The sequence below is a fragment of the Streptomyces sp. NPDC090077 genome, assembly GCF_044747545.1.
In the GTDB taxonomy this organism is placed as follows: domain Bacteria; phylum Actinomycetota; class Actinomycetes; order Streptomycetales; family Streptomycetaceae; genus Streptomyces.
Genome location: NZ_JBIVEG010000001.1, coordinates 242,357 through 260,914 on the forward strand (window position 1 = coordinate 242,357; position 18,558 = coordinate 260,914).

The window sequence follows — 18,558 nt, forward strand, 5'->3', positions numbered from 1 at the left end:
ACGTCACACCGCCACCTCCTCCCGCGGCGCGGCGGCCTCCTCCCGGACCGGCGGGCGGGGGCGGCGGAAGGCGCGGGGGCACCACCAGTTGGCGCGGCCGAGGAGGGTCATGGTCGCGGGGACCAGGAGGCAGCGCACCAGGGTGGCGTCCACCACGACCACCAGGGTCAGGGCGGTCGCCAGCTGCTTCATCACCAGCACCTCCCCCGTCGCGAAGCCCGTGAAGACGATGCACATGAGCAGCGCCGAGGAGCTGATGATCCGCGCGGAGCGCTGTACGCCCGCCTCCACGGCGAGGTCGTTGCCGGCTCCGGCGCGGTACGCCTCCTGGATGCGGGAGAGCAGGAACACCTCGTAGTCCATGGACAGTCCGAAGGCCAGGGCGAAGACGACCACCGGCAGCCAGTAGCCCAGTCCGCCCAGGGTGTGGACGCCCAGGATCCCGGCGCACCAGCCGTCCTGGAAGACGAGGACGAGCGCGCCGAACGAGGCGCCGAGGGACAGGGTGTTCATCACGATCGCCTTGAGCGGCAGCAGGACCGAGCCGGTCATCGCCAGCAGCAGGACGTAGCTGGTCAGGGCGATCAGGGCGGCGGCGCGGGGCGCGTGCTCGACGACCTCGGCCCTGAAGTCGGCGTCGAGCGCGGCCCGTCCGGTCACCAGGACGGCGAAGTCCGGCGGCCGGTCGGCCCGCAGGAGCTCCACCAGGCGGGTGGCGTGGGCCGCGTCCGCGTCGGGCACCGGTACGAGGCGGGCGACGGCGACCCCCGGGCCCGCGGCGGCGGCGGGTTCGACGCGCTGCACCTGCGGGGCATCCGCGAAGCGCCCCGCCCACGCCGTCAGCCGGGACGGGTCGGTGCGGGCCACGACCACGACGGCGTCGGGCCGGTGCTGGGGGAACCGCTCGGCGACCAGGTCGGCGAAGCGCCGGGCCTCGCTGCCCGGCGGGAGTTGCAGTTCGCCGACCGGGCTGACGAGGTGGACCCGCAGGAACGGCGCGGCGGCGGCCAGCAGCAGGATCCCCGCGCCGGCCGCGACGGCCGGCGCCCGGCGGCGGGTCCAGCGGGCCAGCGCGGCGAAGGCGCCCTCGTCGGCCTCGCGGCGGGCCCGGGCCCCGATCCGCGCACCGCACGCCACGAGCAGCGCGGGGGTCAGGGTGACCGCGGCGGCGAGCGACAGCAGGACGGTGCCCGCCGCGGCCAGGCCGACGGAGGCGTAGAAGTCGCTCGGGAAGGCGGCCAGCCCGCTGAGGGCGGCGGCGACGACCAGTGCGGCGAACAGCACCGAGCGGCCCGCGCTGCCCATGGTCCGCACCACCGCCTCCGGGACGCCGTGGCCGGCGGCGAGCTCCTCCCGGAACCGCCCGACGGTGAGCAGGGAGTAGTCCACGGCCAGGCCCAGGCCGAGCATCGTGGTGGTGGACAGCACCGGGGAGGTCAGGTCGTACCAGCGCGACAGCAGCAGGAGCCAGAGCATCCCGGTGCCGGCCGCGGCGACGGCCGCGACCAGCGGCACGGCGGCCGCCACCAGGCCGCCGAAGAGGAGGTACACCACGACCAGGGTGACCGGCAGGGTGATCAGCTCGGCGCGCCGGGTGTCGGCCAGGGTCCGGCGCGCCACCTCGGCGCGGGCCCGGTCGCTGCCGCCGAGGGCCACCGCGACGCCGGGCCGGGCCCGGCCGACCGCGCGCAGCCGGGCTTCCACGGCCCGTTCGCAGCGCCGCCGGTCCTCCCCGGCCAGGGCGCGGTCCAGGCGTACGGAAAGCAGGGCCGCCCGGCCGTCGGCGGCGTACGCCCCTGCGGTGAGGGGGGTGACGCCGTGGACTCCGGGGAGGGCGGCCAGGTCCCGGCGCGCGGCGGCCAGTTCCCGCCGGAGGGCGGGGCCGGTCACCGGGGGGCCGGAGACCACGGCGTCGATCTGGCCCCCGTGGGCGCGGACGCCGTCCAGCAGCCGGCCGCCCCGCACCGACTCGTGCGGGGCCACGCTCCAGGGCCGCCGGTCCAGGGCGTCCGCGACCGGTCCGGCGGCGGCCGCCCCGGCGGCGAGGAGCAGCAGCCACAGCAGCAGGACGAGGCGGTGCCGGCGTACGCAGACCAGGGCGAGGCGGGCCGGCAGGGCGTTCAGGGTGCGCACCGGCGGCCTTCGGAGAGGTAGCCGGAGCCGATGGTGACGTCGCCCGGGCGGCGTACGGTCAGCCGGACGAAGCCGTGGTCGCGGGTGCCCCGTACCGGTTCGAGGCATCCGGTGTCCGCCGTCAGCCAGGGCGAGTCGAGGATCCGTACGGTCACCGTGCCGGGGCGGGGCATCCGGACGGTGAGCGCGGCCGCGTCGGAGCTCCGTACGGCGGCGGGCGGGTCGACGAGGGGGACGGCGTCCCGGACGCGGTAGATCCGCCAGTGGCGGTCGTGCCACACCGGCTCCAGGTACGCGGGTCCGCGGGCGACGAGGGCGCGTTCGGCCTCGGAGGCGGCGTCGGGCGGGCCGTCGTGGACCACGACGAGGCCCACGGCCCACCGGTCGAGCCAGGCGCGGTAGGCGGCGGGGGTGAGGCCGCCGTCCCGGTAGAAGAGGCGGCCGCGTTCCACGTCCGCCTGCCGGTTCCAGCCGCGCGCCAGGGTGACGTGGGGGGCGAGGAGGGCGGCCTCGCGGTGGCTGCGCGCCATGACGGCCTCCACCCGGGTGCGGCCGGCTCCGAGCCGGCCGAGTTCCGCGAGGACCCCGTCGGTGTCGGCGGCCCAGGCGGGGACCGGGACGGTGTCGCGGAGGTGGGCGGCCGTGTTGCCGCCGGACCAGAGCAGGCAGAGGGCGAGGCCGGCCGCGGCCGGGGCGCGGCGTGCGCGGCCGGTGGCCGTCGCGGCGGCGGCGAGCAGGAGGGCGGGTGCGGCGAGGCCGGCGAGCCGTTCGACGTTGGTCCCCATCGGGGAGGGGACGGCGTACGTGAGCAGGACGGCCGCCGCGTACAGGGCGGTGGCGCGCCTGACCCACCGCCAGGCGGGCGGCGCGGCCCCGAGGACGGCCAGTGCCGTCAGCAGCGGGGGCCAGATCCGCTCCGGGGGCATGGGCTGTTCGCCCTGGAAGGGGAAGAACCGGGACGTCAGGGCGAGGACGGCGCAGGGCGGTACGAGCAGGGCGGCCGCGACGGCCCGGCGCCGGGGTGCGGGCGGCAGGGCGGTGCCGGTGAGGGCGAGGAACAGTCCGGCGACGGGGCTGGCCATGGCCGAGAGGGCGGCGCACAGGGCGGTGCCGGCGAGCCGCCCGGCCCCGGGGGGTGTCCTGGGGAGGGCGGCCGGCAGGGCGGCGAGGGCGAAGGCCGTGCCCAGGACGAAGGTCGTGCGCCCGGAGGCCGCCTGGCACCACAGGGCGAGGGCCGCCGCCAGCGCGGGCCCTTCGGGCCTCCGGATTCCGGAGCGGGCGCAGAGCAGTCCGGCGAGCCAGGTGGCGGTCAGGCCGGCCGCCACGGTAACGGGCACCACCCCGAAGACGGCCATGGCGTACGGGGACACGAGGCTGTAGGCGGCGGTGTGGAGCCCGCCGTGCCAGGCGAGGTCGTAGGCGGAGCCCGGGTGGCGGGCGGCGAAGTCCGCCCATGCGCCCTGGGCGGCGAGGTCCCCTCCCCCGGTGGCGAGGGCCGCCGCCCAGACGGCGTACAGCGGCAGCGCGCAGCCGGTCGCCGCCACGGCCGCCCGCAGGGCGCGGGGTACGGCGACCGGGGCCCGCCGGGTCAGGGCGACAGAGGTCATGGGCGGCTCCGGTCGTGGCGGCGCGTGGGGGTCGTGGGAGGAACGGCGGTGGAGGGCCGCACGTACCAACGACGGCCGGCGGCCGGTGTGGCGGTGTCCGGGGCACCTGGCACCCGGTCGGCGTCCCGGGATCCGCGGCCCGCGGGCGGCCGCTCTGCCATTCGGGTGACGCACCGCCACGTCCCCGGCCGCGCTCCCGTTACCAGCACGAACTCCCCGATCCGGGGCTCGTTTCGGCTACAGCGAAGGAAAGTTCTCGAATGCTGAAGAAGATGATGGTCACCGCAGCAGCCACCGCCGCCGCCGTCGGCGCGGGTGCCGCCGTCGCCGCCCCGGCCATGGCCATCGGCAACGACAACGGGATCAACACCGTCAACGGCAACGGCGCCCAGCAGATCTACGGCAACCAGAAGTCGACCGGTGACATGAGCCCGCAGCTCAGCGCCATCCAGGGCACCCTGAACAAGCCCTGCATCGGCCTGCCGGTCAAGGTCAACGCCCAGTCGCTGCTCGCGGTGATCGCGAACGTCGGCGTCCAGGACGTCAACGTCCTCGCCAACCCGCAGAACCAGCAGTGCACCGAGAACTCCACCCAGGCCAAGGGCGACGAGCCGCTCTCGCACATCCTCAGCAACATCCCGGTCCTCTCCGGCAACCTCTCCGCCGGCAGCTGACCCTCGGCTTCCGCCGCTGGGCGGGCCGGTCGCGGGCGTCCGCACGAACGCCCGGGACCGGCCCGTCCGCATGTTCGGGGCCGCTCCCCCGGCCCCCCTCCCCGGCCGGTTGTCAGTGGTGGCGCCTACTGTTCGACCGACCGGTTCGTGAACAAGGGGAGGGCGCCATGGGGCGCGGGGAGCACGTCGACGGGCCCGGGACGGCCGCTGTACCAGGGGGTGAGGACGTCTTCGTCCTGCCCGAGGACTGGAAGCGGAATCTGCATCCGCGGCGCGGCGGGGTCCCCGTGGAGGTACCGCCCGTCGACAGGGAGGCACCGGCGCGGCTGCGCGAGTGGTTCGAAGCCGATGCCGAGACGGTCGAGCGGGCCCTCGACGCGCCGAAGAGCGAGCCCGAGGCGGTGGGGGCGGCCCGCGCCCACCAGTCGGGGAGCCCCAGCCCCCTGGGCGCCGCCGTGCTGGCGGAGGCGTTGCCCGTGCGGGCCGGCCGGGCCGGCACGATCGCGGACGCCTGGGCGGTGGTGCACGGACTGCCCTTCGCGGCCCGTGCCGCCGTCGAGGCGCTGGAGCTGTGCACCACGTCCGCGGTGCAGCGCAGCCGGAGCGTCGTCGAGGGCATCGGCTTCCGTCCCGAGGACGAGGGCAACGGCTGGAGGCGGCACGAGGCCGTCCCCGTCCTGCAACGGGTCCGCGCCCTGCTCAGTGTCACCGACGAGGAAACCTACCGTGCCACGGTGGAGGTGCTGGCCCGCCACCGGCGGAGCGCTCGCCGGCGTGTGGCGACCGCATTCCTCGTCCCCACGGAGCAGGGGTGGGTGGACGACTGCTGCGCGGACCCCGCCACGCGCGAGCACCACGAGCGTCCCGTGCGGGAGCTGCTGGTGTGCTCCCTGGGGTCCGCGCGCCAGGCCGCCCTGTTCGGCGACCGGGTGGACCTGAGTTGGTCCGGCTGGAACCCGGCCGTCATCGCCTCGGCGGCCGAGGGCATCGGTGCGGCCGTGGCCCCCTGGCTGGCGGCCGACCTCGACCGGGAGAACTCCGACGCCGACGACGTCAGGAGACTGGCCGGAGCCCTCGCCGAGCTGCCCACGGACGAGGCCTTCGGCCTGCTCCTCGACCGCGTCGAGAACAAGTACGTGCGCGCCGCCCTGGTCGCCGCTGCGGGGCGCCGGCCGCTCCGCGCGCTGCGCATGCTGGCCGGGGCCTCGGTGGGGCCGGGCCGGGCAGCGACCACGGCGGGGCTGCTGCTCAAGGCCCACGTGGCCGCGCACCGGCAGTCGGCGCTCGCCGCGCTGCCGGGCCTGGCGGAGCCGCTCGCCGGTGCCGTCGGGCCGCTCGTGCACCGGGAGCTGGTCGAGGAGGTGCCCGCAGGCTCGCTGCCGCCGCTGCTGACCAGCCCGCCCTGGACGGGCAGGCGCAAGGCCGTGACCCCGCGCGTGGTCGGCGGCCTGGCGGCCGAGCCGGTCACGGCGGTGGTCTGGCGGCCGGGCGAGCGCGCGTCCTGGGCGGCGGCCGAGTCCTGGCTGACGGGGTGGCAGCCCCACGCTCCGATGGAGCAGCTGGTCGATCAGCTCCGGGCGGGCCGGCTCCACCAGTGGAACAGTCTGGCGGTGTTCGTCCACGGCCCGCTCGACGAGGTCCGGCCGCTGCTGCCCGGATGGCACGGGCCTTCCTACATCCAGGAGGGGCCGGCGCTGTTCAAGCCGCTCGTGGCCCGGCACGAGGAGGCGGCCCTCCCGGTCGCCCTGCGCATGGCGGGCGGCAACCCGGCGACGATGGGGCCGGTCCTGCTGCCCTTCCTCGACCGGGACGTGGCCCGGCTGATGGCGGACTGGCTGGTGCGGCTCAAGGCCGCCGGGGAGACGGCCCGGATCTGGCTCGTCCGGCACGGGGCCGGGGCCGCCCGGCTGCTGGTCCCCGACGCGCTGGGTCCCCTCGGGCCGGAGCGGACCGCCGCCGAGCGGGCCCTGTCGGTGATCGCCTCGGCACACGGCGCCGACGCGGTGCGTCAGGCCGCGGCGGCGTACGGGCCGGAGGCCGCCGGTGCCCTCGAGGCACTGCTGGGCGTCGACCCGCTGGTCGCCGCGCTGCCGGCCAGGATTCCCCGGGCGGCTGCATGGGCCACCGTGGGGGCGCTCCCGCAGATCCTGGTCGAATCGGGTGGCGCGCTGCCCGTACCGGCCGTGGAGCACGTCGTCACGATGCTCGCGCTGACCACGCCCTCCTCGGAGTACCCGGGGCTGGAGCAGGTGCGGGAGCTGTGCACGCGGGAGTCCCTGACGGCCTTCGTGTGGGAGCTGTTCACGCAGTGGCGCCTCGCGGGGATGCCGCCCAAGGAGACCTGGGCCCTGCACGCGCTGGGCCGGTTCGGGGACGACGCGACCGTGCGCGCGCTGACCCCGGTGATCCGGGCCTGGCCGGGCGAGGGAGCGCACCAGCGGGCGGTGGACGGCCTGGAGGTCCTCGCGGCCATCGGCAGCGACCGGGCACTGCTGAGCCTGCACGGGATCGCGCAGCGGGTGAAGTTCAAGGCGTTGAAGCTGCGCGCCCAGGAGAAGATCGCCTCGGTCGCGGCGGAACTGAGCCTGACCGCAGAGCAGTTGTCGGACCGACTGGTGCCGGACCTCGGGCTGGACGCGGACGGCGCCACGGTGGTGGACTACGGGGCGCGCCGGTTCACGGTCGGCTTCGACGAGCAGCTCGTCCCGCACGTGCGGGACGAGGCGGGACGTCGGCTGAAGGACCTGCCCAAGCCGGGTGTCCTTGACGACGCCGAGCTCGCGCCCGCCGAGCGCAAGCGGTTCGCCGCCCTGAAGAAGGACCTGCGGACCATCGCACCGGACCAGGTGCGACGGCTGGAGTCCGCGATGGTGGACGGCCGGTCCTGGACGGGCGCCGAGTTCCGGCAGCTGTTCGTCGCCCACCCGCTGGTGTGGCACCTGGTGCGGCGGCTCGTCTGGCAGGTGCGGGACGGTGGGTCGGTGACCCCGTTCCGCGTCACCGGGGAGCGGACGTACGCGGACCTGTCGGGCGGGGGCGTCGAGGTCGCGGACGGGGCGGTCGTCACCCTGCCCCATCCACTGTGCCTGGGGGACGGACCGGCGGCCTGGGCCGGGCTGTTCGACGGGCTGGGGATCGTCCAGCCGTTCCCGCAGCTCGACCGGCCGGTGATGGCCGTGACCCCGGAGGAGGCGGGCGGCGAGCGGCTCACCCGCTTCGAGGGCGTCACGGTGCCGGTGGGCAGGCTGCTCGCGCTGCAGAACCGCGGTTGGGAGCGGGGCGAGCCGCAGGACGCGGGCGTGGAACGCTGGTTCTCCCGCAGGCTGGGACCGGAGCGCCATCTGGTGATCGGCCTCCAGGAGGGCATCGCCGTCGGGATGATCGGCGAGTTCCCGGACCAGACGCTGGAGACCGTCTGGCTCGACACCACACCCTGCGACTACTGGCACTCCCGGACGTACCCGCTGAAGTTCGCCGACATCGACCCGGTGCTGCTCTCCGAGGTACTGGCCGATCTGGCCGCACTGACCTCGTGAGTTCCGGCGCCCGCCCCGGAGGCCCCTGCCTCCGGGGCGGGCGCCTGCCCACCGCTCCGGGGGCGACAAGAAGGCCCCGGTCTCCGTGAGGAGGCCGGGGCCTTGATCGAGCGCTGGGCAGGCCTTGCACCTGCATTCCCCCACGGGAAGTGGGGTGTCTTTCCTTGGACCACCAACGCATCGTCCCGTTCGCCGTGTTCCGCGGCGGCGGGCTCGAGATCAACTATAGCCCATCCCCGCAGGTGGGCGCTGTCGGCGGGTGGTCGAGAACGGCGTGCACGCCGACGAAGGGGGTTCCCATGGTGCCGCGCCGACCGCGCGCCGTGGCGGTGGCCGTCGTCCTGCTGGTCTGCGGGACCGTCGGCACGGCCTGCGGCCCCGGGGCCGCGCCGGGCACCCCGCGGGCCGAGCCTCTGACGCAGGAGGAGCTGATGTCCGTACTGCCCTCCGGGAAGGAGCTTCCGGGCAACCGCGAGGCGTACACCACGCACTACGGCGCGGTGCCGGCCCGGATCCTGCGGGAACAGCACGGGCGGCTGCGGGACTTCCTCGCGGGATCCGGGGGCTGACGGCAGGCCCGTCAGTCGATCACGATCTCCTCCTCGAACCGGTTGCCCAGGGCCCGCAGCCGCCGCTCGCACTCCTGCCGGGTCGGCGCCGACAGCACCGCCGCCGCGAGGAAGTCCGAGGAGAGGGCCGCCTCCGCGAGCACCTCGCCCGGTTCCGCGAAGACCCCGTAGTACTGCACCCAGGGCTCCTCGGGGGTGACCGGGATGCCGCGCACCGTGCCGGGCCGCTTCATCATCAGGACCTGGCCGGCCATGCGGACCGGCTCCAGCCGGGCGCCGTCCGCGAGCCTGGCCAGGGCGGGCAGCCGCAGTCCCGTCTGGGCCCGGCTGGCCAGCTCCACCGGGTGCACGCCGAACACGGCGTCCAGCACCTCGCGGATCCGCGCGCCGGCCGGGCGGGAGGCGATCTCGCAGACCACGAGGCGGTCGTCGGGGGTGTGGAAGACCTCGGCGTGGAACGCGTGGTCGGCTGGGCCGCCGAGGGCCGCGAGCGCGGTGTCCGCCAGCTCCAGCAGGCGCGGGGTCAGCGGGTCGGAGGGGTCCAGGGTCAGGTCCACCCGGGCGCCGGGGTCGGCCTGGAAGGAGGACAGGTCGTACTGGTACTGGGACGGCCAGGACATCACCGAGCGGCCGCCCACGACGACTCCGTCGACGTGGCACATCCGGCCGGGCACGTACGCCTCGACCAGCAGGTCCTCGCGGGGGCCCGAGCCGGGCGGGAAGGCCTCGGCCAGGTGGGCCTCCAGGGCGTCGGGCGTCGTCACGATCCTCAGCCCGACGGAACCGAAGCCGTCGCGGTCCTTGAAGACCACCGGCAGGCCGTGTTCGTCCGCGAAGTCCCGGGCGTCGTCGGCCGTGGCGGGCAGGGCGTGCGGGGCGACCTCGATGCCGGCCGCTTCCAGCCGCCGCTTCATCAGGGCCTTGTCCCGGAAGGGCAGCACCTCGTCGGGCAGCTGTCCGGGCAGGCCGAACTTCTCCCGCAGCCGGGCCGCCCGCATCAGGTCCGCCTCGTGGGGGGCCAGTACGTGCGTGACCCCGTACTCCTCGGCCAGTTCGAGGGCGGTGCGGTCGAGGAGCTCCTCGTCCTCGAAGTCGTCGAGCACCACCAGCCGGCGGTAGCCTCCGTCGCCGTCCGGGACCCGCTCGCGGGCGCCCTCGATCCGTTCGCGGGAGGCGATCACCACCACGCCGCCGTCGAGTTCCGCGAGCCAGCGGTCGTAGGGGAACGGGTCGAGCGGGAAGCGGTGCAGGACCAGCGCGGTCACGCGGCCACCTCCAGGTCCCGGGCGTCCGCCGGCGCCCCGGCCGGGGTCACGTCGATGCGGATCTGCCCGGTCAGCCGCTCGCACAGGGCGATGGCGGCGTCGGTGTCGGCGGCGGTCACGGCGGCGAAGCCGAGCCGGTCCCAGTTGTCGCGCAGCGGGCGGACCGGGTCGCCGGGCGCCACCGAGACCTCCACCGCGAGCACGTCGGGGCGGGCGGCGAGCTCGTCCACTCCGGAGACGGCCGTGACCGTGCCGGGGTCGCGGAGCACGAAGCGGGTGCAGGCCCCGGCCCGGGCCTGCGGGGGCTCCGGGAGCGCCTCGACCAGGCCGAGCGGCCAGGCGACGCCGTAGCCGAGGAGGTCGATGCCGTAGGCGGCCTCGACCAGTTCGTTGATGTGGCCGCCGCCGACCCGGTTGTGGGATTCGATGACGACGGGTCCCCGGGAGCCGAGGCGCAGTTCGGTGTGGCTGGGTCCGTCGGTGACGCCCATCGTGTCGAGGAAGTCCTCGACGGCGGCCGTGACCCGGGCGTGCTCCGCCGGTGCCAGGCGGGCGGGCAGGGCGTGGCCGAGTTCCGCGAAGTGGGTGTCGTCGACGAGCTTCTCGGTCACGGCGATCACCACGTGGCGGCCGGCGAAGCTGAAGGCCTCGACGCTGAACTCGGGCCCGTCGAGGTAGGTCTCCATCAGGAACTCGCTGACGGTGTAGAGGGTCGAGCCGCGGTCGGTGCGCCGGCCGCGCAGCTCCTCGATCCGTTCCCAGGTGGTGTCGAGTTCCCCGGGGCCGCCGACGCGGATCAGGCCGAAGCTCGCGGTGGCGTCGGTGGGCTTGATGATGAAGGGGTAGCCGGCCCGGGCGGCGAAGGCGTCGAGGGAGGCGCGGTCGGTGACCCGGTCCCAGTGGATCGACAGCTTGCCCCGCTCCGTGAGGTGCTGCCGCATCAGGAACTTGTTGCGCATCCGGCGGCTGGCCTCGGGGCCGGTGCCCGGGAAGCCGAAGTGGGCGTTGAGGCGGGCGGCCATGTCGAGCCCGGCCTCGGTGAGGGAGGCGACCGTGTCGAAGCCCCAGGCCTCGCGGGCGGCCTCGGCGAGCGGCCGTACGGTGTCCCAGTCCGTGTAGTCCAGCATCAGCAGCACGTCGGCCAGGGCGGTCTGGTACGTGGTGATCTTGTCGGGGTGCTGGAGGAGCACCACCCGGACGCCCAGCGCCTTGGCGCGTTCGAGGTGCTGGTCCGTGGCGCCGACGAGCAGCAGGGTCCGGTCCGCGGCGCGCGCGGTCGGGGCGGTCATCTCAGTGCTTCCTTCGGGGTCTCGGTGGTCGTGGTGCGCAGGGCGGTGTGGGCGGCGGCGATCCGGTCGGCGGCCTCGGCGGGGGTCGGGGCGTCGACGACGGCGTAACCGTGGCGGGTGGCGGAGTCGGTGGTGCGGGGCAGGAGGTCGCCCGGCCGGTAGGGGAAGTGCACGCCGTGCACGTGGTCCCGGGCGCGGAGTCCGTCGAGGCCCTCGACGGACTCCAGGCGTCCGGCGGGGAGCTGGAAGAAGCCGATGGCGGCGTACCGGTGGGGTGCGGGGGCGGTGACGTCCTCGCCGGCCAGGCCCCGGAAGATCGCGGCCTCGATGTCGTAGCCGGTGGCGACCTCGACGAGCAGCGGGATCCGGTCGCCGCCGAGGCGTGCCTGGGACTCGACGATGCGCGGCCCGGCGGGGGTGAGGATGACCTCGGTGTGGGCGGGGCCGAAGGCGTAGCCGGCGAGGTCGAGGAGGGCGGTGACGGTGTCGCGGACCGCGGCGGCGTCGGCGGGGTCGAGGGGGGCCGGGTGGACGTGCCCGGTCTCGACGAAGCCGGGGGCTCCGGTGGTCTGCTTGGCGGTGATCCCGACGACGTGGTGGGTGCCGCCGGCGGTGAGGGTCTCGACGCTGAACTCGGGGCCTTCGAGGTAGTCCTCGATGATGAAGGGGCCTTCGAAGCCGCCCGCCTTGACCCGCTCGGTCCATTCGGCGAGGTCGGCGGCGGTGCGGACGAGGGCGATCCCGCGGCTGCCCGCCGTGTTGGTGGGCTTGACCACGGCCGGCAGTCCGAACTCCGCCAGCAGCGGCTCGACTTCGCCGAGGGTTTCGGCCCGGTGGGCGCGGACCGCGGAGACCCCGTGGGCGTTGAGGAGGCCGCGCATGGCGTGCTTGTCGTTGAGCAGCCGTACGGATTCGGCGGTGTTCGGCGACAGGCCGAGGGCTTCGGCCTCGGCGAGCACCGGGGCCATGGTGGCCTCGCTGCCCAGGTGCAGGACGTGCTGGACGTCGTGTTCGCGGGCCAGTTCGGCGACGAGGGCGCGCAGGGCCGACTCGTCCCCGAAGTCGACGAGGGCCAGGTGCTGCGAGTGCGCGGCGACCTCGGCGAGGTACTCGGGCGTGCGCAGGGCCGGGTCCCAGACCGACCAGACCTGGAAGCCTGCTTCGACGGCCTTGCGCACAAGTTGCGCGTACGGCATCACCATCAGGAGGCGGCCGGGTTCGCGGGGCTGGGTCATGACGTGGCTCCGTTCCGGGCCGGCGCGCCCGCCGGCGCGGCGGCCGGCGGCACGGCCGCGGGTTCGGGCTCCTCGGCGGTGCGGCGCGGTGCGCGCAGCGGCAGCAGGGAGCGGTAGACGAGGATGGCGCCGAGGCCGAAGGCGCCGTAGAGGACGCTCATGCCGACCGGGGAGAGGAAGGCGCCGACGGTCACGCACAGCGAGCCGATGAGCAGGCCGATGCGGGGTACCAGGCCGTAGGCGGCGAGGTACTTGGTGCGGGCGGCCGGATCGACCAGGTCGGCCAGGATGGCCTGCTTCACCGGTACGTTCGCGATCTCCCCGAGGGTGAACACGACGGCGGCGGCGATCAGGATCCAGCCGTCGTTGCTGACGGCCAGGACCATGTGCCCGGCGGTGAAGACGGCGATGCCGGCGTAGAGGCGGGCCCGGTCGGACAGCCGGCGGAACATGCTGCCGGTGAAGAGGGCGAAGCCGACGACCAGGACGGTGTTGACGGCCCGCAGGATGCCGAGCATGGCGACCCCGTCCACGGACGGGAACCAGCGTTCCAGCCCGGCGAGGGCCTGCTCGGGGAAGTCGTCGGCGAGGCGGACGGCGATGTAGTAGCCGATCTGGACCTCGATGGCCCGGGTGAGGAGCGCGGCTCCCACCAGCCGCAGGAACACCCGGTCGCGGGAGACGGCGAGGTAGCCGCGGAGCATCGCGGGGACGCCGGAGGCCCGGTCCTTGGCGGATTCCGGGGCGCTCTCCGCGATCCGCCACCAGGTGACGAGGGCGGTGGCCAGGGACAGGACGGCCGCGCCGGTCAGCAGGAGGGCGAAGTGGTCCCCGTAGAAGAAGCCGCCGATCAGGGCTCCGACGGTGAACGCCATGTTGATCGACCAGTAGTTGACCGTGTAGACGAGCTGCCGGTTCTCGGGGGTGGAGACGTCGATCATCATCGCCTCGGCGGCGGGGGTGGCCGCGCTGGCGAGACAGGTGTTGAGCAGGAAGAGCACGAAGGTGGCCGCTCCGGACTGCCACCAGGGCGAGTTGGCCAGGGCGAGCAGGGCGAAGGTGAGGGCGGCCCCCGCCTCGCCGGCGACCATCAGCGGCTTGCGGCCGTGGACGTCGGCGAGGTGGCCCCCGACGAAGTTGCTGGCGATGCCCGCGGCGGCCACGGCCATGGTGAGCGCCCCGGCCGCGGCCGCGCCGTACAGCGTGGCGAGGTGGATGACCATCAGCGGCATCAGCATGATGCCGAGCATCCGCTGGACGAATCCGATGCCCAGCCTCAGCTTGATGTTCGGATGGAGCTGACGGAAGTTCACGCCGGGTTCCTTCGGGGGTGGGGGGACGGGCGGGAGGCGTCAGTACTTCGTGGTCAGGATCTGGGCGGGGGCCGTGGCCGGCGGGGAGGCCGGAGCCGGCTGCCGGGCGGGCCGGGCGGCGGGTGCGGGGGCCTCGCTCCACAGGCTGAGGTACCGCTCGCCGGTGTCGGGCAGGACCGTGACGATGGTGGCTCCGATGTAGTCCGGGTGGGCGGCCAGCCGGGCGCAGGCGTGGGCGACTGCACCGGAGGAGACGCCGACGAAGACGCCCTGCTCGCGGGCGAGTGCGCGGGCGCCGGCCATGGCGTCCTCGTCCGAGACGGTCACCACGTTGTCGATCAGCGAGACGTCGGTGGTGGGGGCGACGAAGCCGCCGTTGAGGCCCGGGATCCGGTGCAGGCCGCCCTCGCCCTGGGAGAGCACCGGGGAGTTCTCCGGCTCGACGGCGATGACGCGGATCCGCGGGTCCTGCTCCTTGAGGTACTTCGCTATGCCGCTGAGGGTGCCGCCGGTGCCGACGCCGCAGACCAGTACGTCGATCCGGCCCGCCGTGTCGGCCCAGATCTCGGGGCCGGTGGTCTCGTAGTGGGCGCGGACGTTGTCGGCGTTCTCGTGCTGGCAGGCGAACCAGGACCCGGGGGTCGCCGCGTGCAGCTCCTGGGCCTTGGCGATCGCGCCGGGGTAGCCGGCGTCGCGGGGGGTCTGGACGACCTCGGCGCCCAGGGCCTTGAGCAGGGCGACCCGTTCGGCGGTGGCGCTGTCGGGCAGCACGATGACGCAGCGGTAGCCGCGGGCCGCGGAGAGGGCGGCCAGGGAGATGCCGGTGTTGCCGGAGGTGGCCTCGATGACGGTTCCGTTGCCGGGGGTCAGTTCGCCGCGCTCCTCGGCGGCGCGCAGCATGTAGAGGGCCGCCCGGTCCTTGCTGGTGGACATCGGGTTGGCGGACTCCAGCTTGGCCAGCACCTCGGCGCCCGGGGCCGAGTCGTCGAAGCGCAGGCGGACCAGCGGGGTCGATCCGACCAGGTCCGCGATGCTGTCGGCGATGCGGCGCGTCTCACGGCTTTCCACGTGTGGTTCCTCACAAGTCGGTTCGTGCGGCCGCCTGCCGGGCGGGCGGAGGTGGTCCGCCGCGGTCCCGGTGCGGCCTTCGTGGGGGGATGCAGGGCAGGGTGGAGCGGGATCGCGGCGGGCGCGCCGGGGCCGGTGCGGTGCCGCGCGGCCGGGCTACCAGGAGCCGGCCGAGGCCGTCACCGCGTACAGGTCCTCCATGGGCTGCGGCCGCTGGCCCACCGGCTTGATCACCGCGGTGGCGGCGAGCACCCGGGCGCCCGCGGGCACGTCCTTGTTCACCAGGGCCTGGGCTCCGATGACGGCGTGCGCGCCGATGGTGACCGGTCCCAGCACGGTCGCGTTGGTGCCGAGTACGACGTGGGCGCCCACCACCGGGTGCCTGCGGTCGCCCTCGGGCCGGTTGTTGTCGCTCCACCAGCCGACCGCTCCGAGCGTCACCTGGTGGTAGATGGTCACGTCGTCCCCGACGACGGCGGTTTCGCCGATCACCACGGCGGCGCCGTGGTCGATGAACACCCGGCGGCCGAGCACGGCGCCGGGGTGGATCTCGACGGAGGTCTTGCGGCGCGCGTTCCAGGCGATGAGCCGCGCGGTCATCCGGTGTCCGCGCCGGTGCAGCCGGTGCGCGATCCGGTGGGCCCACAGGGCGGGGAGGGCCGCGTGGAGCAGGGCCTCACGGCGGTTGCGCATGGAGGGGTCGCGGGCGACGACCACCTCCAGGTCCTCCTTCATGATCCGGAACAGGCCGGGGGTCGAGGCCGCCATCAGACGAGCACCTCCGCGCGGTCGCCGGCCGGGGCGAGCTCGGCGATCAGGGCCCGGGTCAGGCTCTCCAGCCGGGCCACGAGCTCCTGGTCGGTGTAGCGGCCGTCCTCGGTGACGAGCGTGTGCGTGCGGGCGACGGCTACCGGCTCGTGGTCGACGACCCGCGCGCCGCAGCGGGCGAGCAGGCCGGTCAGGCCGGTCTGCGCGTCGACGCCGCCGCGCACTCCGGGAGAGGCGCTGGTCACGGCGGCCACCTTGCCGGTCAGCGGGCTCGGCTCCTCGCCCTGGGCCCGGGACAGCCAGTCCAGGGCGTTCTTCAGCGCGCCGGGCATCTCGCCGTTGTAGGAGGGGGTGCTGATGAACAGCGCGTCGGCGCCGGTGACCAGCTCCTTGGCCGCGCGGACGGCGGCCGAGCCGTCGGTGCGCTCCAGTTCGGTCTCGTAGAAGGGCAGTTCGCCGACGGGGAGCAGCACGCTCTCGTGCTCGCCGGGCAGGTTCCCGAGGATGTGGCGCACGGTGGCAAGTACGGCCGTGTTCACCGAGTCGCGCCGGGTGCTGCCGGATATCAGAACGATTTTCACTGGTGGAACTCCTTACTCCTCAGCCTTCCGGTCGGCAGGCCTTCGACTGGTCGAGACTCACGCCTGCGTTCCGGGGCTCCCGGCCCCTGCCGCTCCGCCGTGCGGGCCCCGGGGCGCGCCGGCGCTCGGCCGGACACCGGGGTGCTCTGGCGGGACGGTCCGGCCCGCGTCCTGGTCGTAACCGTGTCAGGTCGAACCGATGCGGTGCTGGACCCCGGCTCGCGTCCCGGCGGAGAGCGGCTCCAGGGCGGCCGCGGCGTGCCGGGCGGGGGCCGGCGGGTGATGCTGGTGGCATGGGTGGCGTTCGCGGTGTGCGGTGGCCGGCCCGGTGGGCGGCGGCGTGGCGGCGCTCGGTGCGCGTCACGCTGGCCGCCGGTGCGGGGTTCTACCTGTTCCTGTACGGCTTCGGCTCGACCGTCGCGGCGACGTACGCGCTGTTCGCCGCGGTGGCGATGGCGGGCCTGTCGCATATCCCCGGGACCGGCCGGCAGCGTGCCGCGGTGGTGCTGAAGCTGGTGCCGGCCTGCTGGGTGCTGATCACGATCGGCACGTTCCTGTCGGTACGGACCTGGACCGCGGTGCTGGGCATGCTGGTCGCGGGCTTCGTGCTGGCGTTCGTCGCGGTGGGCGGGCCGCGGGCGGCGGGGGCGGGGCCGGGGCTCCAGCTGATGTACATCCTGCCGTCGTTCCCGCCCTACGATCCGGGCTCGCTCGGGGAGCGGCTGGCCGGTGCGACGGTGGGCCTCGCGCTGCTGGTGCTGGCGGAGGCGTTCCTGCTGCCCGACCCGCCGACCGTCCCGTACCGGGAGCTGGCCGCGCGGGCCGCGGCGTGCGCGCAGGAGTGCGCGGCCGGGCTGGCGGGGCCGCCGTACGCGCTGTCCGCGCAGGCGCGGCTGCGGGCGGAGGAGGCCGGTCCGGCGCTGCGGCCCTCGCGGGTGCCGGAGGCGGAGCGGCCGGCCGGGCCGGGGCTGCGGGACCGGGCGCTGACCCACACGGGGCTGGCGGCCCGCACCCTGCTGGTCCGGCTGGCGGGGCTGCCCGCGGGGGCCCCGGGGGCGGCCGGCCCGGAGGTGCTGGGGGCGGTACGGGACTGCGCGCGGGAGACGGCCGGGCTGCTGCGGGGCCGGGAGCCGGCCGGGGACGCGCACGCGGAGCTGGCGCGGGCCCGTGCGGCCCTGGCGGCGGGCCCGGACGGCGGGGAGGAGCCGGCGGTGCTGCGGCGGCGCGCGGCGGTGCTGGAGGTGGCGGACGCCGCGCTGGCGATGTCGACGGCGGCCGGGATCGCGGTGCGGGGGCGGGCGGGGGCGGAGCGGGCGGCGCCGGGCCGGTTCTGGTACGCGCGGATGGGCGCGGCGCGGCTGTGGTGGCACCGGCTGGCGGGGCACGCCGAGCGGCGGTCGGTGTTCTTCCAGAACGCGGTGCGCCTCAGCCTGGCGCTGGCGGCCGCGCGGTGGATCGCCGGGGAGGACACCCTGCCGCACGGGTTCTGGGTGCTGCTGGCGACGCTGACGCTGACCCGCACGACGGTGCGCGAGACCCGGACCACGGTACGGATCGCGCTGATCGGGACCTTGGTCGGGGCGCTGGCGGCGGCGGGGCTGCTGGCGCTGGCGGGTTCGGACACCGCCGTGTACGCGGCGGCGCTGCCGCCGCTGATGCTGGCCGCGTTCACCCTGGGGCCGGTCAAGGGGGTGGGCTGGGCGCAGGCGCTGTTCACGGTGGTCGTGGCCTTGGCGTTCGCCCAGCTGGCGCCCGCGACCTGGCAGCTCGCCGAGTTCCGGCTGCTGGACGTGCTGACCGGCAGCGCGATCGGCGCGGTGTTCGGTCTGCTGGCCTGGCCCCGGGGTGCGCAGGACGAGCTGCGGCGGTCGGCGGCGGTGCTCATGCGGGGCGCCGCGGAGATCGTGGTGGCGACGACCGCCCGGCTCGCGGCGGGCGGGGTGCGGGAGCCGGTGGCGGGCGCTCCGGGGAACCGGTCGCTGCTGCACTCGGTGATCCTGGCGGAGTCGGCGTACGCGCAGTTCCAGAGCGAGCCGCACGGGCCGCCGGGGACCGCTCCGGCGCCGGGCGGACGGGCGGGGGCGGGCGGGCAGGACTGGCAGGCGGCGCTGCTGGCCGGCCACCACGTGCTGTGGGGCGCGGAGCGGCTGTTGGCGGGGCCGGGGCTGGTCCTCGTACCGCCCCTGGACCGGGAGTCGGCGGCGGCGGTGACCCGGCTCGGGGACCGGGTGGCCGGCCGGATGCTGCTGGTGTCGGCGTGGCTGGACCCGGGCGGGGACACCCCGCGGACTCCGGTCGCGCTGCGGGACCCGGCGTTCGACGGGTTCGCGGCCGAGCCGCCGGGCGCGCCGCGGCGGTACTACGCGGCGGTCCTGTGGCTGGACTCGCTGATGACGGACCTGGAGCGGATCACCGGGGAGACCGCGGGGGCGGCGGTCGGGGAGCCGCGGCCGGAGGGCTGAAGAGGCCGGGCCCCCGCTCCCCTGGGGGGGCGGGGGCCCGGCCGGCGGGTCAGGCGGT

The 18,558-nt window shown here is 75.5% G+C and carries 13 protein-coding genes; 4 read left to right on the forward strand and 9 right to left on the reverse strand.

Going from position 1 to position 18,558, the window contains the following annotated elements; all coding sequences use genetic code 11:
• Window positions 1-3: 3 nt before the first annotated feature.
• Together ACIPW5_RS01080 and ACIPW5_RS01085 are read right to left on the reverse strand one after the other, a co-directional pair.
• Window positions 4-2,133, reverse strand: coding sequence for an MMPL family transporter (locus ACIPW5_RS01080; RefSeq protein ID WP_401238569.1), 2,130 nt, complete (start codon window positions 2,131-2,133; stop codon window positions 4-6).
• The gene (locus ACIPW5_RS01085; protein WP_401238572.1) at window positions 2,121-3,740 is read right to left on the reverse strand and encodes a hypothetical protein; all 1,620 of its coding nucleotides are present in this window, start codon (window positions 3,738-3,740) and stop codon (window positions 2,121-2,123) included. Before ACIPW5_RS01085 ends, ACIPW5_RS01080 begins: the two co-directional genes overlap by 13 nt.
• Before the next feature lie 260 nt (window positions 3,741-4,000).
• Here ACIPW5_RS01085 and ACIPW5_RS01090 point away from each other — a divergent pair, with 260 nt between their 5' ends.
• The 3 genes from ACIPW5_RS01090 to ACIPW5_RS01100 all read left to right on the forward strand — a co-directional run bounded on the left by ACIPW5_RS01090 (window position 4,001) and on the right by ACIPW5_RS01100 (window position 8,519).
• Window positions 4,001-4,414, forward strand: coding sequence for a rodlin (locus tag ACIPW5_RS01090; RefSeq protein ID WP_401238574.1), 414 nt, complete (start codon window positions 4,001-4,003; stop codon window positions 4,412-4,414).
• Between the two features lie 167 nt (window positions 4,415-4,581).
• Window positions 4,582-7,950, forward strand: coding sequence for a DUF4132 domain-containing protein (locus ACIPW5_RS01095; protein ID WP_401238576.1), 3,369 nt, complete (start codon window positions 4,582-4,584; stop codon window positions 7,948-7,950).
• Window positions 7,951-8,249: 299 nt separating this feature from the next.
• Window positions 8,250-8,519, forward strand: a complete 270-nt coding sequence (locus tag ACIPW5_RS01100) for a hypothetical protein (RefSeq protein WP_401238579.1) — start codon at window positions 8,250-8,252, stop codon at window positions 8,517-8,519.
• An 11-nt stretch (window positions 8,520-8,530) separates the two neighbouring features.
• On the opposite strand, the gene ACIPW5_RS01105 is transcribed toward ACIPW5_RS01100, so the two are convergent.
• The 7 genes from ACIPW5_RS01105 to ACIPW5_RS01135 form a co-directional block, all read right to left on the reverse strand.
• On the reverse strand, window positions 8,531-9,784 hold the full coding sequence (locus ACIPW5_RS01105) for an acetyl-CoA carboxylase biotin carboxylase subunit family protein (RefSeq protein ID WP_401238580.1): 1,254 nt from the start codon (window positions 9,782-9,784) through the stop codon (window positions 8,531-8,533).
• The gene (locus tag ACIPW5_RS01110) at window positions 9,781-11,073 is read right to left on the reverse strand and encodes an ATP-grasp domain-containing protein (RefSeq protein ID WP_401238583.1); all 1,293 of its coding nucleotides are present in this window, start codon (window positions 11,071-11,073) and stop codon (window positions 9,781-9,783) included. Before ACIPW5_RS01110 ends, ACIPW5_RS01105 begins: the two co-directional genes overlap by 4 nt.
• Window positions 11,070-12,308 carry an ATP-grasp domain-containing protein gene (locus tag ACIPW5_RS01115; protein ID WP_401238586.1) on the reverse strand — a complete coding sequence of 413 codons (1,239 nt, stop codon included), beginning with the start codon at window positions 12,306-12,308 and terminating at the stop codon, window positions 11,070-11,072. Before ACIPW5_RS01115 ends, ACIPW5_RS01110 begins: the two co-directional genes overlap by 4 nt.
• On the reverse strand, window positions 12,305-13,621 hold the full coding sequence (locus ACIPW5_RS01120) for an MFS transporter (RefSeq protein ID WP_401238588.1): 1,317 nt from the start codon (window positions 13,619-13,621) through the stop codon (window positions 12,305-12,307). The genes ACIPW5_RS01115 and ACIPW5_RS01120 overlap by 4 nt, the downstream gene beginning before the upstream one ends.
• Window positions 13,622-13,660: 39 nt before the next feature.
• Window positions 13,661-14,689: a PLP-dependent cysteine synthase family protein gene (locus tag ACIPW5_RS01125; RefSeq protein ID WP_401238591.1), complete on the reverse strand. Its 1,029-nt coding sequence runs from the start codon at window positions 14,687-14,689 to the stop codon at window positions 13,661-13,663.
• A gap of 156 nt (window positions 14,690-14,845) precedes the next feature.
• Complete coding sequence (epsC, locus tag ACIPW5_RS01130; protein ID WP_401238594.1) at window positions 14,846-15,457, reverse strand: serine O-acetyltransferase EpsC; 612 nt, start codon at window positions 15,455-15,457, stop codon at window positions 14,846-14,848.
• Entirely contained in the window at window positions 15,457-16,038 is a 582-nt protein-coding gene (locus ACIPW5_RS01135; RefSeq protein ID WP_401238597.1) for an NADPH-dependent FMN reductase, read from the reverse strand. The genes epsC and ACIPW5_RS01135 overlap by 1 nt, the downstream gene beginning before the upstream one ends.
• A 293-nt stretch (window positions 16,039-16,331) precedes the next feature.
• Here ACIPW5_RS01135 and ACIPW5_RS01140 point away from each other — a divergent pair, with 293 nt between their 5' ends.
• Complete coding sequence (locus ACIPW5_RS01140) at window positions 16,332-18,500, forward strand: FUSC family protein (protein ID WP_401238600.1); 2,169 nt, start codon at window positions 16,332-16,334, stop codon at window positions 18,498-18,500.
• Window positions 18,501-18,558 lie beyond the last annotated feature (58 nt).

Excerpts from the sequence above, each read along its gene's own strand:
- ACIPW5_RS01115 (WP_401238586.1), bottom strand. The coding sequence starts at position 12,308 with ATGACCCAGCCCCGCGAACCCGGCCGCCTCCTGATGGTGATGCCGTAC.
- ACIPW5_RS01090 (WP_401238574.1), top strand. The coding sequence starts at position 4,001 with ATGCTGAAGAAGATGATGGTCACCGCAGCAGCCACCGCCGCCGCCGTC.
- ACIPW5_RS01085 (WP_401238572.1), bottom strand. The coding sequence starts at position 3,740 with ATGACCTCTGTCGCCCTGACCCGGCGGGCCCCGGTCGCCGTACCCCGC.
- ACIPW5_RS01140 (WP_401238600.1), top strand. The coding sequence starts at position 16,332 with ATGGGTGGCGTTCGCGGTGTGCGGTGGCCGGCCCGGTGGGCGGCGGCG.
- ACIPW5_RS01100 (WP_401238579.1), top strand. The coding sequence starts at position 8,250 with ATGGTGCCGCGCCGACCGCGCGCCGTGGCGGTGGCCGTCGTCCTGCTG.
- epsC (WP_401238594.1), bottom strand. The coding sequence starts at position 15,457 with ATGGCGGCCTCGACCCCCGGCCTGTTCCGGATCATGAAGGAGGACCTG.
- ACIPW5_RS01110 (WP_401238583.1), bottom strand. The coding sequence starts at position 11,073 with ATGACCGCCCCGACCGCGCGCGCCGCGGACCGGACCCTGCTGCTCGTC.
- ACIPW5_RS01095 (WP_401238576.1), top strand. The coding sequence starts at position 4,582 with ATGGGGCGCGGGGAGCACGTCGACGGGCCCGGGACGGCCGCTGTACCA.